The 13,733-nt window shown below is 41.1% G+C and carries 11 protein-coding genes; 7 read left to right on the plus strand and 4 right to left on the minus strand.

Translation table 11 applies throughout. The features are described 5' to 3' along the window. Positions 1-61 precede the first annotated feature (61 nt). The 3 genes from RS893_RS17505 to RS893_RS17515 all read left to right on the plus strand — a co-directional run bounded on the left by RS893_RS17505 (position 62) and on the right by RS893_RS17515 (position 2,176). Positions 62-982 (plus strand): Ycf66 family protein, encoded by a 921-nt coding sequence (locus RS893_RS17505; protein WP_315786043.1) that lies wholly within the window; start codon positions 62-64, stop codon positions 980-982. Between the two features lie 47 nt (positions 983-1,029). Beyond that, the gene (locus tag RS893_RS17510; RefSeq protein WP_315786047.1) at positions 1,030-1,587 is read left to right on the plus strand and encodes a hypothetical protein; all 558 of its coding nucleotides are present in this window, start codon (positions 1,030-1,032) and stop codon (positions 1,585-1,587) included. 64 nt (positions 1,588-1,651) lie between these two features. Beyond that, positions 1,652-2,176: a Tol biopolymer transporter periplasmic protein gene (locus RS893_RS17515; protein ID WP_315786051.1), complete on the plus strand. Its 525-nt coding sequence runs from the start codon at positions 1,652-1,654 to the stop codon at positions 2,174-2,176. Between the two features lie 258 nt (positions 2,177-2,434). Here the strand turns inward: RS893_RS17515 and RS893_RS17520 are convergent, their stop codons facing one another. Next, positions 2,435-3,439: a succinate dehydrogenase/fumarate reductase iron-sulfur subunit gene (locus RS893_RS17520; RefSeq protein ID WP_315786054.1), complete on the minus strand. Its 1,005-nt coding sequence runs from the start codon at positions 3,437-3,439 to the stop codon at positions 2,435-2,437. Positions 3,440-4,861: 1,422 nt separating this feature from the next. Here RS893_RS17520 and RS893_RS17525 point away from each other — a divergent pair. Continuing rightward, positions 4,862-5,296, plus strand: a complete 435-nt coding sequence (locus RS893_RS17525) for an AbrB family transcriptional regulator (RefSeq protein WP_315786057.1) — start codon at positions 4,862-4,864, stop codon at positions 5,294-5,296. Positions 5,297-5,599: 303 nt separating this feature from the next. Next, the gene (locus tag RS893_RS17530; protein WP_315786060.1) at positions 5,600-6,475 is read left to right on the plus strand and encodes a type II CAAX endopeptidase family protein; all 876 of its coding nucleotides are present in this window, start codon (positions 5,600-5,602) and stop codon (positions 6,473-6,475) included. Here RS893_RS17530 and RS893_RS17535 read toward each other — a convergent pair. After that, the gene (locus RS893_RS17535) at positions 6,472-7,179 is read right to left on the minus strand and encodes a class I SAM-dependent methyltransferase (RefSeq protein WP_315786063.1); all 708 of its coding nucleotides are present in this window, start codon (positions 7,177-7,179) and stop codon (positions 6,472-6,474) included. The two genes, RS893_RS17530 and RS893_RS17535, sit on opposite strands and share 4 nt — an antisense overlap. A 274-nt stretch (positions 7,180-7,453) precedes the next feature. On the opposite strand from RS893_RS17535, the gene RS893_RS17540 reads away from it, so the two are divergent. Next, positions 7,454-8,431: a peptidoglycan recognition family protein gene (locus tag RS893_RS17540; protein WP_315786065.1), complete on the plus strand. Its 978-nt coding sequence runs from the start codon at positions 7,454-7,456 to the stop codon at positions 8,429-8,431. Positions 8,432-8,544: 113 nt separating this feature from the next. Here RS893_RS17540 and ribBA read toward each other — a convergent pair whose 3' ends face one another. Beyond that, a complete protein-coding gene (ribBA, locus tag RS893_RS17545; RefSeq protein WP_315786068.1) occupies positions 8,545-10,224 on the minus strand; it encodes a bifunctional 3,4-dihydroxy-2-butanone-4-phosphate synthase/GTP cyclohydrolase II in 1,680 nt (559 codons plus the stop codon). A gap of 594 nt (positions 10,225-10,818) precedes the next feature. On the opposite strand from ribBA, the gene argC reads away from it, so the two are divergent. Next, entirely contained in the window at positions 10,819-11,877 is a 1,059-nt protein-coding gene (argC, locus tag RS893_RS17550) for an N-acetyl-gamma-glutamyl-phosphate reductase (protein WP_315786071.1), read from the plus strand. A gap of 73 nt (positions 11,878-11,950) precedes the next feature. Here the strand turns inward: argC and eno are convergent, their stop codons facing one another. Beyond that, complete coding sequence (gene eno, locus RS893_RS17555) at positions 11,951-13,231, minus strand: phosphopyruvate hydratase (RefSeq protein WP_315786073.1); 1,281 nt, start codon at positions 13,229-13,231, stop codon at positions 11,951-11,953. Between the last annotated feature and the right edge of the window lie 502 nt (positions 13,232-13,733).

The following is a 13,733-nucleotide window of genomic DNA, read 5'->3' on the forward strand; positions in this document are numbered from 1 at the left end:
TGTTAAAGTAGAGATTTAAATACCAACTCGCTAACATAGATTTGATATTAGGACAAAAACAATGCTAACTTTTTGGCTGAACTCAGCCAGTGTTCTGGCTCAAGTCAATTTTGGGGCCAACTCAGCCAGTCTTCTAGGGATTTTCCTGGCGATCGCTGGGGCTGCTCTGTATTTTCTCCGCACAGTACGTCCAGAACTCTCGCGAGATCAAGATATCTTTTTTGCTGCTGTAGGCCTGCTCTGCGGCTTTATTCTTATCTTCCAAGGATGGCGACTCGACCCGATTTTACAGTTTGGTCAGCTACTGTTGGTTGGCTCAACTGTATTTTTTGCGGTAGAAAGCATTCGTCTGCGGGGTATTGCTACTCAACAAGCTAAGCGTAACACTCCCATAGTGGATGATGAGCGAGAAGTTAGTAGTCGCTATCAGTATCGGAGAAAATCTCCCTACAAAGCTGAGGTGGACGCAGAATTAGATTCCCTGCCTTACGATGATGAGTATGAAGATGAACGTCCGCGTCCTCGCATTCCAGGTAGTAGAGAAAGCCGTTCATCCCGTAATGATTACTATGAAGATGAACCCCGGCGTATAGAACGTCGCAGTAATGGTGAGAGATCAGAACCTAGCGACAGAACAACTCGTCGGCGTAGTAGTTCACGTCCAAGCAGTCGTGGTAGCGGCTTAGAAGATGATTGGGGTACTACAACTTCTAAAACAGTTGATGATTGGGATAGCCCAACTACTAAAGAAAGAAGACCTTCTCGGCGTAGAACTAATAGTTCTTTACGTCCAGAAAACCCTACTGACGATCTTACAGATACCACACCCAAACCACCGAGAAGACGTCGTCCGTCTAATAATTCCGAATCTCTAACTGAACGTCAAGATGACGATGTTATCCCTACTGATTATGTAGAATATAAACCGATAAATCGTTCAGAAGACGAATCAGATAATTCAGTAGATTTTGATGATGTTTAAATAAACTAATGTGGAGGTTGTAAAAGAGAGAACAAAAAACAGTTAAGGTGAAAAAATTTACACCTGGATTTTGGCTCCAACGAAATTGTCTTTGGAGTCTGATTTTTGGTTTTACAAGTTTACTTGTAGCTTGTAGTCCAGAAAATATTCCTATTGGGCCGACTTCTCTTAACAGTCGCTACACTGAAGAGCAACCGACCTTAAGTGGAAATGGTCGTATTTTAGCGTTTGTATCAACCCGTAATGGCACTCACCAGATACTGCTATACGACTTACAGCAGCAAATTTTTTTGCGTACACCACGCTTAAATCGCCCTGGGACAATAGTTGAAAGTCCCAGCCTCAGCTATACAGGACGCTACATAGCCTACATTACCAGCGACCAAGGGAGACCCGTGGTGGCACTTTACGATCGCGCTACACAACAGTCACAGATCGTTACCCCCACATATCGCGGTTGGGTAAGAAATCCTAGTATTAGCCCTGATGGACGCTATGTAGTTTTTGAAACCGCTAGCCGTGGTCAATGGGATGTAGAAGTCTTAGATCGAGGGCCAGAGATTGAGTTAGATATCCCTAACGGTGCTGTGGCTCCTGTGCCATAGTCTGGAGATGGGGGGATGGGGAGTGTGGGAAGACAACTAACTACTAACTATTAACAAATGACAAATGACCAAATATATTTTTCTTCCTATACTTACCTTAACAAGTTTATTAACTGGCTGTGTTGGCTATCCCCGGCTTTTGAGTTACCCTTTTGATCCTGGCGGTAGGAGTCTCAATAGTCCTGCTTCGGAATTAACTCCGCAAATTTCTGGCAGATATATTGTTTTTACTTCTGACCGCCGTGGCAGCCAAGATGTATATATGTTTGATATGGTGACTCGTAACTTGATTGATATACCTGGTTTAAATGCCTTTGATGCGATCGCCTCTCATCCTAGTGTTTCTGATGATGGTCGTAGTATTGTTTTTGCTGCTTCTCGCCAAGGTCGCACAGCCATATTTTTATATAACAGAGAAACAAGACAATCCCGTAATTTGACTGCTAATTTGCAAGCAGAAGTCCGCAACCCCACAATTAGTGCTGATGGTACGAGAATTGCCTTTGAGTACAGTAACAATGGACAGTGGGATATTTTAGTCTATAACCGTTCTGGGCAACCATTGAATATACCCCAAGATCCACGGTAGGGAAGGGATTGGGGTGATGGGGAGAGTGTGTAGACACGCTCATAGGCTTAAGGTAAGGGTGGAGTGTGGGGAGTGTGTAGACGCGCTTTGCGCGGCTTCCCGTAGGGTGGGGTGTGAGGAGTGTGATATTTCTCTTGTCCCCCTTGTCTCCCTTGTCCTCAATCAGCAAACAGTCAATAGTTATCAATGACCAGTTTTATTTGATAACTGATAACTGATAACTGATAACTGATTAGTTGTCCCCCTTTCCCCAAATCCCTATTCTCTATTTCCTTCTTCTTCGATCGCCTCAATAAGTGATCGCACCTGTTGAGTTCCTTGAGAAGGTTCAAATGAAAAGGGAAATTTACCCTTAGCAAACATCCGCAAACCCAGGGGTAGAATACCAAGCAATCCTCTCAAATCCCGAAAATAATTACCAACTACTTGTAAAGCGAATTGTCTCTCATCAATCCAACCACCTGCTTTAACTAACTCTACTAACACTTTGCGATGGCGAATGGAACGACTATCGCTTTTTTGTTTGTGGGTGAGAATTTCTTGTTTAATTTTAGTAATTTGATCTAATGGAGCCACATCCATTGGACATACACTGTTGCAGTAAAAGCAACGGGTACAACCCCACACTCCTTGAGTACCTTCGTTGTATTTTTCCAAGCGGTTTTCTGTTTCACTATCGCGGTTATCTGCTACCATTCGATAAGCTTTTGCCAGTGCATGGGGACCAACAAATTTGGAATTGACTTCAAAGCCATTGCATTCAGAGAAGCAAGCTCCACACATAATACAATTACCAGTTTGATCAAGTCGCGATCGCTCTTCTGGTGTTTGTAAAAACTCTCTTTCTGGTACGTTGCGACTAGCCGTACTTACATAAGGTGCGATCGCCTCTAAGTTATTCCAAAAATCCTTCATATCTACTACTAAATCTTTAATTACAGGCATATTGCCGAGTGGAGCGATCGTAATTTCTGGAATAGCATTTGCCTTGCTTGTATGTACTGCTAACTGTTGTAATCTAGAAATTTCACTGCCAACATTTTCTTTACAAGCAAGAGCAGAACGCCCATTAATTCGCATAGCACAACTACCACAAATTGTATTGCGACAATTTTTGCGAAATGCTAAAGTTCCATCTTGTTCCCACTTAATCCGATTAAGGCAATCAAGAATTGTATTACCTGGTTCTACTTGCAATAGGTAAGTTTGTACCTTAGCAGAAGAATTATGTTGCTGTCGAATAACCTTAAATAGTACTTCCATTATTACCAACCTAAATATTGAAATTCTCACATTTACATAGGAAACAGACTTTTGCAGAAGTTAGGAAGGGTAAAGCTTCAGTACGCAAAAGCTTAAAGCGGAAGCAGGAAAGGATTAATGGATGAAATCCCTTTACCCTTTAATCTTGACACTTGTCCTTTATAATTTCCTTTTACCTTTTACTTTTACTCTTAACTAAACGGCGTTGCCTACCCAACGAGCTATGCTCTAGCTACTTTCATTTCAAAGGTAGCTGTTAATATGCTGATCATGAAAGATTTCGAGGATAAGCATAAAAATTCTACTTGTAGAAGCTCTGTATGGGTTTAGCGACAGTTTTGTCACTGCTACACCCTATTACCTATAGAATATAACTTTATGTTGTTGTTAACAGAAGTCAATAAAACTCTTGCAAAAGTGACTTTTGCAAGAGTTCGGTAAAGGGAAGGGTTAAAGGTTAAAGAGTTTTTATTTTCCTATGCCCCAACCCCAATAATCTTTTCCTGACTAATGCCACCAAGTTTAATAAACAATTGTACAAATTCCTCCTTTAGTCGCAAAGTGCTATTTTTTTGGTTATATAGAATTGTTATAGCTGCTAATGAACATGTTGAGGTAATTAATAGGCAGCATAATACTCGGAAATATTTTGTCTGGTCTCAATCAACAAACTTGATCATGTAACTCTGTCCTCAAATCTCCTTGTCTATATTAGATGAATTTTTATAAAATCCATGCCTCAATACTCACAACGGTAAGAAAGCGGGAGGAAAATCCTCACCGCTTTTTACCTTCCCAAGGTAAAGGATATAAGATTTAAAGTCTAGCAATAAGTTTAATTCAAACTTAAACAATTATTTTGCTATTATGATTGCATGTTAGTATTTAATATAAAATTACGAGAAAACAAAACCAGTCGAAATAGCCGATCAAGTGCGGCTGATACTGCTTTGTTTATTCGTGACGACCAGGGGTGAAATTTATTCATCTCTATGGGCAAGATCAAAGAGTGTATGCTCAACAACCTTATGACAATACTATGCTGTTCTAAGCTTGAGTTAAGCATAAGGAAATTCTTGCAAAATCTTGAGTCTACGGCTTATTAAGTAGTGGAACTCGTTTCGTTTGTAAAGATGGCTTAAAATTACACCGTCGCAATAGCATCAGAAAAGAAAAATATTTCATTTTCGATGGCAAATGATGGTTAAATATGCCGTAAAATTACCGAAATAAATACCTGGGACAACCGCGACTCTAACAAATTATGGGTAGTCATAAAAGATGATTTTGGTTTGTTAGAATCAGGGTTTCACCCTTTTTCTGGGTTTGTCAGCAACTTTAGTGTAAATCACGAAAAGCTAAAAACTGACAGAGAACTACACCTTTGAATAGTTTGGAGAGAGTAAGGAAATTTTGAGCGTAATGACTGAAACTGCAACTGCACCATTAACCGGAAAAGCACTGCTTGCGAAAGTCAAAGAACTTTCTAATTTACCACGTCGAGAAAGAGCAAAACAGTGTGGCTATTATACTGTTACAAAAAATAATCAGGTGCGTGTGAATCTCACCGATTTTTATGATGCTTTACTATCCGCTAGGGGAATTCCCTTAAGCCCAGAAGCACCAAAAGATGGTCGTGGTCGTGAACCGACTTACCGGGTTAGTGTTCATCAAAACGGTCAAATAGTCATCGGTGCGACATACACTAAAGCAATGGGCTTAAAGCCTGGTGATGAATTTGAAATTAAGCTGGGATACAAGCACATTCACCTCATTCAAGTTGATAGTGACAAAAAAGAACTCCAGTCAGATATAGACATTGATGAAGAGGAAGATGAGATTGAAGAAGAAGAGTAAATTTTTCTCATAGTAGGGATTAAAGTTAAGAGTGAATACTTAGTAACTCATCTCCTTGGCAAGGAAAAAATGGTTGCTACCGTTTAAAGATTTTTCAGGTAGAAAATAACGATTAGACCACTTGCAGAAGTTACCGAATTTGGTAGAAGCTTGGTGAAGTAGAGAGAAAAGCACAAAAAAGCAAGTCATACTAAGGGGTAAATAAAAGGCGATCGCACATCGCTACTCCTGGTTAAAAATTGCTCGAAAAGTAAAAGCTTTTCTCTCTACAAGCTATAAATTTAGGATTGCGAGAAGTCTGTCGTGTTTTTTTATTCCATTTTGATACTCTCATGGAAGTCATCACTCTACAATTTGCAATCATTTTGGGAAAATGCACCAAGTTTGATTGTGGTGATGGCTTTTTTTATTGCTTGGGGTGGATGTTGGTTCCCAATTGCAGCCTTGTCAGTTGTTTTTCTAAATTGGCAACCTAACAAATCTTTAAAATCAGAGCAAAAGATACCTTTATTATTGTCACTTTATTTATTGGTACCTTTAATTTTTTGGATAATCACTTGGCTGACTAAAACACCTTTATCAGATTACGGCTTTGTTACCAACATTTCTATCCTTGGTTCCGTCACCCTGGGTTTTAGTTTAGGTTTATTCAGCCTAGCTGTGGTTTTTACATGTCAGCTTTGGCTGGGTTGGTGCAAGTTAACATACATCAACATCAAGCAACTACCATCTATTTTGCTACCTACTTTGTTAATAGCTTTATTTGTGGGTGGGATTGAAGAATTAGTTTTTCGTGGATTTTTGTTTACAGAATTAGAGCAAGATTATTCAGTTTGGATAGCAGCAACTATATCTAGCTTGATATTTGCCGTGTTACACTTAATTTGGGAACAACAACAAACCATACCGCAGCTTCCTGGACTATGGCTAATGGGGATAGTATTGGTACTAGCACGGTTTGTTGATCGCGGTAATTTGGGCTTAGCTTGGGGATTGCATAGCGGCTGGATATGGGCGATCGCTTGTATAGATACAGCCCAACTCATCGATTACACCGAGCAAATCTCAGACTGGGTGACAGGTAAGAACAAAAAACCTCTAGCTGGAGTCGCAGGGATAGTATGTTTACTGCTAACTGCGGTAACACTTTGGTTTGGTTATCAACTTAATTTTGTCTAACTGTTCTTAATACATAGATACTCAGCAACAGTAGACGTAGGATAACTAACTTCTTTAATTTCAAATCCGGCTCGCGTCAGCATACCCTCAATTATCCATGCAAAGGTGCTGTATTCCTCTCGCACATGCATTTCAAAGTCTTTGACTGTCCAACCCTCACCTTCTGGCTTAGCTGAATGCTCAATCCAATGACTAATCGAGGTTTGATACTTACTAGCCGGGAATGAGAAGATCGCATCACGCAGGTAAAAAATCCCGCCAAGTTTCAGCATCGCAGCCATTCGCATCAAAGCCACCATTTTCCAGAAATCTGGCAGAATGTGTAGGGCAGCTTTAGTAATCACAAAATCAGCCAAATTTTCATTATGTTGATAAGTTAAAAAACCAGCCTGATGAAATTTGATATTAGTAACTCCTACTTGTTGAGCTTTTGAGTGAGCATAAGCCAGCATACTTTGCGAAACATCAACAGCATCTACCAAAGCCCCATTGAGCGCCGCCTGAATTGCAAAGGTTCCTGTACCTGCTCCCAGATCAATAACACTATGTCCTGAAGAAATTCCTAATCGTTGAACCAAAGCCTGTTCTTTTGCTGGAGTACTGGATAGTTGGTTACGGTCAAAAGCTGCTACTTGAGCAGTATCTTCAAAGCCAACACCAGCCATTTTATATTCGTTGAAGTACCATCTAGGGAAAGAGGTCATATTCTCTTCATTTTTATGTGGTATTTATTGAAAACTTATGGGAATTTAAATAGCTCTGTAGAAAGATTTTTCAGCATAGGAGATTATGATATTGTTCTCGATATGAGCGTCGCTACTAGCATTGATTGCTACTAGCAACAAATGTAAAGTAACACTATTTCTCTCCTACACGCTTACACCCCTATACTCCTGTGTTGCTTTAGAGAGCAACTTAATTTTCTACTTAAACGAATATATTAGTATAAATTTAAGCAATATTTTTATTTTTAAACCTATGAGTTTTAGCGTCTGGATCAAAAGATTGCTAATAATTTCTTTGATGCTTATTTCTTTAACTATTGTTCTTGTACTTGGGAGAGCGAAGTTACAGCAAAATAGCAGTATCTCATCAAATTCAGATGTAGATCCTGCTGCTTGGAGTCCAGCCAAAGTCCAACTACAAGCAGCACAAGAGCAACAAGAGGAAGTGCAAGATTTGTCCAAATCATTAACAAATACTAGTCCCACTCCCAAAGTTGAGTCCAAGAAAAAACAAGCAGATAAACTGCAAAGTTCTCCTAAACCATCAGTGAATACGGTTTCTGGTGACAAATTTGCATCAACAAATAACCAAGCAGACAAACTGCAAAATATTCCTCAATATTCATTCAAAGTAACTAAAGCTTTTAAACAATATACCCCTAGTTACGAAATTGCCTTAGCCAACCCAAGCAATTATGGAGAACGTTTTATTACAGATGTTAATGGTGTACCAGTTAACAATCAGGCAATTATAGTACTTCATGAAACTGCCAATTCAGCATCAAGTGCGATTAATACCTTTCAAACAGTCCATAGTGATCAAGATAAGCAAGTAAGTTACCATAGCTTAATTACTTTAGATGGAACAATTATTTATATAGTCCCACCCGATAAACGCGCTTTTGGTGCTGGTAACTCAGTTTTTGATGGGCCAAATGGACCAGAAACTGTACAAACTAATCCTGGTTTAGAACCATCTGTGAATAATTTTGCTTACCACGTCTCTTTAGAAACCCCACCAGAGGGTCGCAACAAAGAACCATATCACATTGGTTATACTGATGCCCAATACTATTCTCTTGCTTGGTTAATTGCTCAGAGTAGCGTTCCAGATGAGCGCATTACTACCCATCGAGCTGTGGATCGTTCGGGTACAAGAATTGATCCCCGCAGTTTTGATTTTGATAAGTTTTTTAAGTTACTTCACTCTTTTCGTCAGCAGATTTCGTAATTCAGTCATCAGTTATTAGTGATCAGTTATCAAATTATATTACTGACTGTTAACTGTTCACTGTAGCCTGCGGCAAACCCTACGCGTCTACACTGATTCCTAACCACTAATAACTAACTAAAACTGTATATTTTCTGTGTCTCCAAATGGTCACAACAAATTGATGAAGGTAAAATATCTGCCGAGAAAGTCTGGCGATCTAATTGCACTTGTAGATTACTCAGGGGATCAACACCAGGAGAAATCAAAAATTCCAACTTTTGTACATAAGGTAAATTCACAAGATAATCAAGAATTTGTCCGATCGCTTGCACATAAGGATGATTTTTTTGTTTGTACCAGTCATGGGTTGCTAGTCGCGGTTGGTCAAATCCCAAATGTACTGTTAAAGATGGCTTGTCAAATAGGGCGATCGCTAAAGGACGTGCTTCTTCTTGTAACAATAAATCATGAGTTTTTGCTAAATGCCGGAGTTTTTCCAAGCGTTCGTAGCGTTCAGTAACTGCTTGCGGGTCATCTTCCCAGTGGATAGCCATTGTGACTAAATATGTCTGCAACAACATGTGACCCAGCTTTTTCGCTTTTGTGGTTAAGTAATAGGAGTTGTAGTCATTAGCCTCAATTAATAATGGCACACGATCAACTACTTCCAAGCTATAACCTTTTAACCCCGCAATTTTCCGGGGATTATTAGTAATCAAACGTATTTTATGTACACCCAAATCCATTAGAATTTGTGCGCCCATACCATAGTCACGCAAATCGGCGGGAAATCCTAAACGTTCGTTAGCTTCAACAGTATCTAGCCCCATGTCCTGCAACGAGTAGGCTTTTAATTTATTAATTAGTCCAATTCCCCGTCCTTCTTGCCGTAGGTATACTACAACACCTTGACCTGCATTTTCAATCATTTTCAAGGCTGCTTGTAGTTGCATCCGACAGTCACAACGCAGAGAACCCAATGCATCCCCTGTTAAACATTCAGAATGCATCCGCACCATCACCGGGTGGTCATCAAATTGGCAGGGATCTCCCTTGACAATGGCAACGTGTTCGGTGTTGTCTAATGTGTGGCGATAAGCGTAGATTTGGAAAAGACCAAACTGAGTGGGTAAATCGGCAACCGTTTCCCGAATTACAATGCGATCGTGTTGGAGGCGGTAGCTGATTAAATCCGCAATACTAATAATTTTTAGCTTATGATGTTTAGCATATTGGATTAACTGAGGCAACCGTGCCATTGAGCCATCAGGATTTTGAATCTCACAAATTACCCCAGCCGGATATAAACCAGCAAGTCTAGATAAATCGACTGCTGCTTCTGTATGTCCTGCCCGTTTTAGTACACCACCTTCCCTAGCACGAATCGGGAAAATATGACCGGGACGACGCAAATCAGAAGCTGTGGTACTTGGATTAATGGCAACTTGAATTGTCCGGGCGCGGTCTTCTGCTGATATACCAGTTGTTACTCCTAAATGAGGTCCAGCATCGATACTGACAGTGAAAGCAGTCTGATTTGGATCTGTAATATTACTTACCATCAAAGGTAAGTCTAATTCATCAAGGCGATCGCCCGTCATCGCCAGACAAATCAACCCCCGCGCTTCTACCGCCATAAAATTGATTGTGTCTGGAGTCGCGAATTGGGCGGCACAAACTAAATCACCTTCATTTTCTCGGTTTTCGTCATCTACTACCACAATGACGCGGCCTGCTTTCAAATCTGCCAAAGCGGCGTCAATCGCATCAAATTCAAAGGCTTGGGTTGAAGTTGTCTTGATCTGAGACACAGATTTTAGCTACCAAACGTAAATTTTTTTAACAAATCCTGTTTTTCAAATTGTACTCCCTTTAGAAGGGTAGAAGCTTAGATAAGCAAGGATTAGTTGAGACTATTACTAAAGTCAAGAATTAGAGAGTGCAACAGGAGGCTTTGAGTGTTGCTCTGGTATAATATAGTCTTTTGCACCTAGCATAGATAGATAACTATGAATTGAATACACACACAAGTAGTATTCATAAAATGATTCTAGCTTTATTCGCTGGTGGACTACTCGAGCAAAATTTTTACTGTCTGGTAAGATATGTCAACCACATATACTGTAGACAGGTATCATAGCAATGCTATTGCTAACTGATTGCAAAGACAGTTACAGATGAATAAAATTCATCTAACTTCCTATTTTTTCATATAACACTGCGAAAAAGTCTGCCGCTAAAATTAGGTTTTAGTACTTAAATTTTCAGTAACAGTTCAAAAATCATCAGGGGTTAGCATTCAACCTTCAACCGTCTTATGCTAAGAGCTAATAGCTTTGAGCTAAAGTGTGGATTGTTGAGAACTGACAACAGGTTAACCAAAAACGGATAAGGATCTTATAATCATGGGCAATTTGAGACGCGTACCCGTTGGGATTGTAGGCGCGTCAGGTTATGGTGGAGTTCAGCTGGTGCGTCTACTGATGGATCATCCAGAAGTAGAGCTTGTTTATTTAGGTGGTGATAGCACTGCTGGCAAGCCGTTTGCGGATATATATCCACATCTGGCTCATACAGTCAATTTATCGATAGAAGCGGTAGATGCAGAAATTATTGCTCACCGTTGTGAAATAGTTTTTCTATCTGTGCCGAATGGTCTGGCTTGCCAAATGGCTCCAAAATTGCTAGAGAAAGGATGTAAGGTACTTGATTTGAGTGCTGATTATCGGTTTAGTAACTTGGCAACTTATACTGCTTGGTACGGTAAACAACGACAAGATACTGCTACTGCGGCAATGGCAGTGTATGGACTACCAGAACTCTATCGCGATCGCATTGCGGAAGCCCAGTTAGTAGGCTGTCCCGGTTGCTATCCTACCGCCAGCCTCCTCGCACTATCTCCACTCCTCAAACAAGGATTAATCATCCCCGAAACAGCCATTATTGATGCTAAATCTGGCACATCGGGTGGTGGACGGGAAGCCAAAATCAATATGTTATTAGCCGAAGCAGATAACTCCCTGGCAGCCTATGGTGTCGCCCGTCACCGCCATACACCGGAAATTGAGCAGATTTGCAGTGAACTTGCCGGTCACGAACTCACCATCCAATTTACTCCACATTTGATCCCAATGGTACGCGGCATCCTATCTACAGTGTATGCATCCTTACGCGATCCTGGCTTGGTCAGAGATGACTTAATTACCATTTACAGAGCCTTTTACCGTAACTCTGCTTGGGTAAAAATTTGCGACCCTGGCATTTACCCTCAAACCAAATGGGCTTGTGGAAGTAATCTTTGTTACATAGGTATAGAAGTTGACCCACGTACAGGTAGAGCGATCGTGATGTCAGCAATTGACAACCTCATCAAAGGGCAGGCAGGTCAAGCAATTCAGTGTATGAATATTATGATGAGTTGGGATGAAACCTTGGGATTACCAAAGTTGGGATTTTATCCATAATTAGAGTTAATGGTTAGTGGTTAGTAGTTAGTGGTAAACAACCAACAACTAACTACTAACAACTAACTACTAACTACTTTGGCCCCATACCCACTACACCTGCGTATACCGCGCGATCGCCTAATTCATCTTCAATTCGCAGCAGGCGGTTGTATTTTGCCACCCGTTCGCTGCGACACAGAGAACCAGTTTTGATTTGACCAGCACGAGTCGCGACAGCGAGATCAGCAATAGTTGTGTCTTCGGTTTCACCAGATCGATGGCTAATCAACGACCGGAAGCCATTACGAGTCCCCAAGTCGATTGTTTCCAAAGTTTCCGTTAGCGAACCAATTTGATTGAGTTTAATCAGAATTGCGTTACCAGCTTTGAAATCAATGCCTTTTTGCAAGCGAGTAGCATTCGTGACAAATAAATCATCTCCCACCAACTGGACGCGATCGCCCAACTTCTGGGTGAGTAACTGCCAATTTTGCCAGTCTTCCTCGTGTAAGCCGTCTTCAATTGAGACAATTGGATATTGGTCAACTAGTTGTCCAAGATAGTCAATAAACTCAGATGGTGAGTGGGGCTTTCTATCATAGACATACTGTCCATCTTTGTAAAACTCACTAGCAGCCACATCCAACGCCAAAGCCACTTGTTTTCCTGGCTTGTAGCCAGCTTTTTCAATCGCAGCAACCAGCAACTCTAAAGCCACTTGATTGGACTCCAAATTAGGTGCAAAACCACCTTCATCCCCCACACCAGTGAGTAAACCCTTCTCATCTAAAACCTGGCTGAGGGTGGAGAACACCTCCGCACCCCATCGCAACGCTTCTCGGAAAGAAAACGCCCCAATTGGAACAATCATAAACTCTTGAAAATCCACATTGTTCGCCGCATGGGCGCCACCATTAATTACATTCATTAATGGCACAGGCAACAAATTCGCCAAAGGCCCACCCAAATAACGATACAAGGGAATATCTAAAGACTCAGCTCCTGCTTTGGCTGCTGCTAGGGAAACTGCCAAAATCGCATTAGCACCCAAATGAGATTTGTTAGGAGAACCATCAAGAGTGATCATCGTGCGGTCAAGGAGTTCCTGATTCAGGGCATCCATGTGTAGTAATTTTGGGGCAATTATATCCTTAACATTTTGCACTGCCTTGAGTACTCCTTTACCCCCATAACGGCTTTTGTCTCCATCCCGTAGTTCGTGGGCTTCAAAAGTGCCTGTTGACGCACCACTCGGAACCTGCGCCACTCCCACAGCACCATTAACCAAATGTACTTCTGCTTCTACTGTTGGTCTACCCCGCGAGTCAAGAATTTCGCGAGCCACAATTGCTTCAATGGCAGTATCAATCATCTATATCTTTGTCCTTTTTTTGAATTAGTTCTTACCGTTGAACAAAAACATTCACAGTGGCTGGCCCGACTATCTAGCATAGGCTGTTGGGAGATGCATAAGGCAGAGATTAACGAAGATTTTAGGGGCTAGGGGTTGATGATTGAGGATTGGGTATTACCTACTTAGGCAAAATCTATCGTATTTCCCAGCCCTTCAGTTTCTGTGTCTCAAATCACAGTTAAACATAAATACACATCGATAAATTAAGAATGGTTAGTTATTGGTTGTTGGTAGTTAGTAGTTAGTAGTTAGTGGTTAGTGGGTAGAGACGCGAGGAACATCACGTCTGTACATTAGTGGGTAGTGGTTAGTGGTTTATTACTCCTCATACTCCTCACACTCCCCATACTCTTCATACTCCCCATCTCCCCATTACCCCTAATCCCCACTCCCTTAGGGGAGTGGGGACCCCGAGTTCCCCACCTTCTTCACGAGTTCCTCACCTTTTACCTGTAGCCTG

Origin of the sequence: Fischerella sp. JS2 (assembly GCF_032393985.1) — a bacterium.
Lineage (GTDB): Bacteria > Cyanobacteriota > Cyanobacteriia > Cyanobacteriales > Nostocaceae > Fischerella.

Excerpts from the sequence above, each read along its gene's own strand:
- RS893_RS17505 (WP_315786043.1), top strand. The coding sequence starts at position 62 with ATGCTAACTTTTTGGCTGAACTCAGCCAGTGTTCTGGCTCAAGTCAAT.
- RS893_RS17520 (WP_315786054.1), bottom strand. The coding sequence starts at position 3,439 with ATGGAAGTACTATTTAAGGTTATTCGACAGCAACATAATTCTTCTGCT.
- RS893_RS17535 (WP_315786063.1), bottom strand. The coding sequence starts at position 7,179 with ATGACCTCTTTCCCTAGATGGTACTTCAACGAATATAAAATGGCTGGT.
- eno (WP_315786073.1), bottom strand. The coding sequence starts at position 13,231 with ATGATTGATACTGCCATTGAAGCAATTGTGGCTCGCGAAATTCTTGAC.
- RS893_RS17525 (WP_315786057.1), top strand. The coding sequence starts at position 4,862 with ATGACTGAAACTGCAACTGCACCATTAACCGGAAAAGCACTGCTTGCG.
- RS893_RS17515 (WP_315786051.1), top strand. The coding sequence starts at position 1,652 with ATGACCAAATATATTTTTCTTCCTATACTTACCTTAACAAGTTTATTA.
- RS893_RS17540 (WP_315786065.1), top strand. The coding sequence starts at position 7,454 with ATGAGTTTTAGCGTCTGGATCAAAAGATTGCTAATAATTTCTTTGATG.
- argC (WP_315786071.1), top strand. The coding sequence starts at position 10,819 with ATGGGCAATTTGAGACGCGTACCCGTTGGGATTGTAGGCGCGTCAGGT.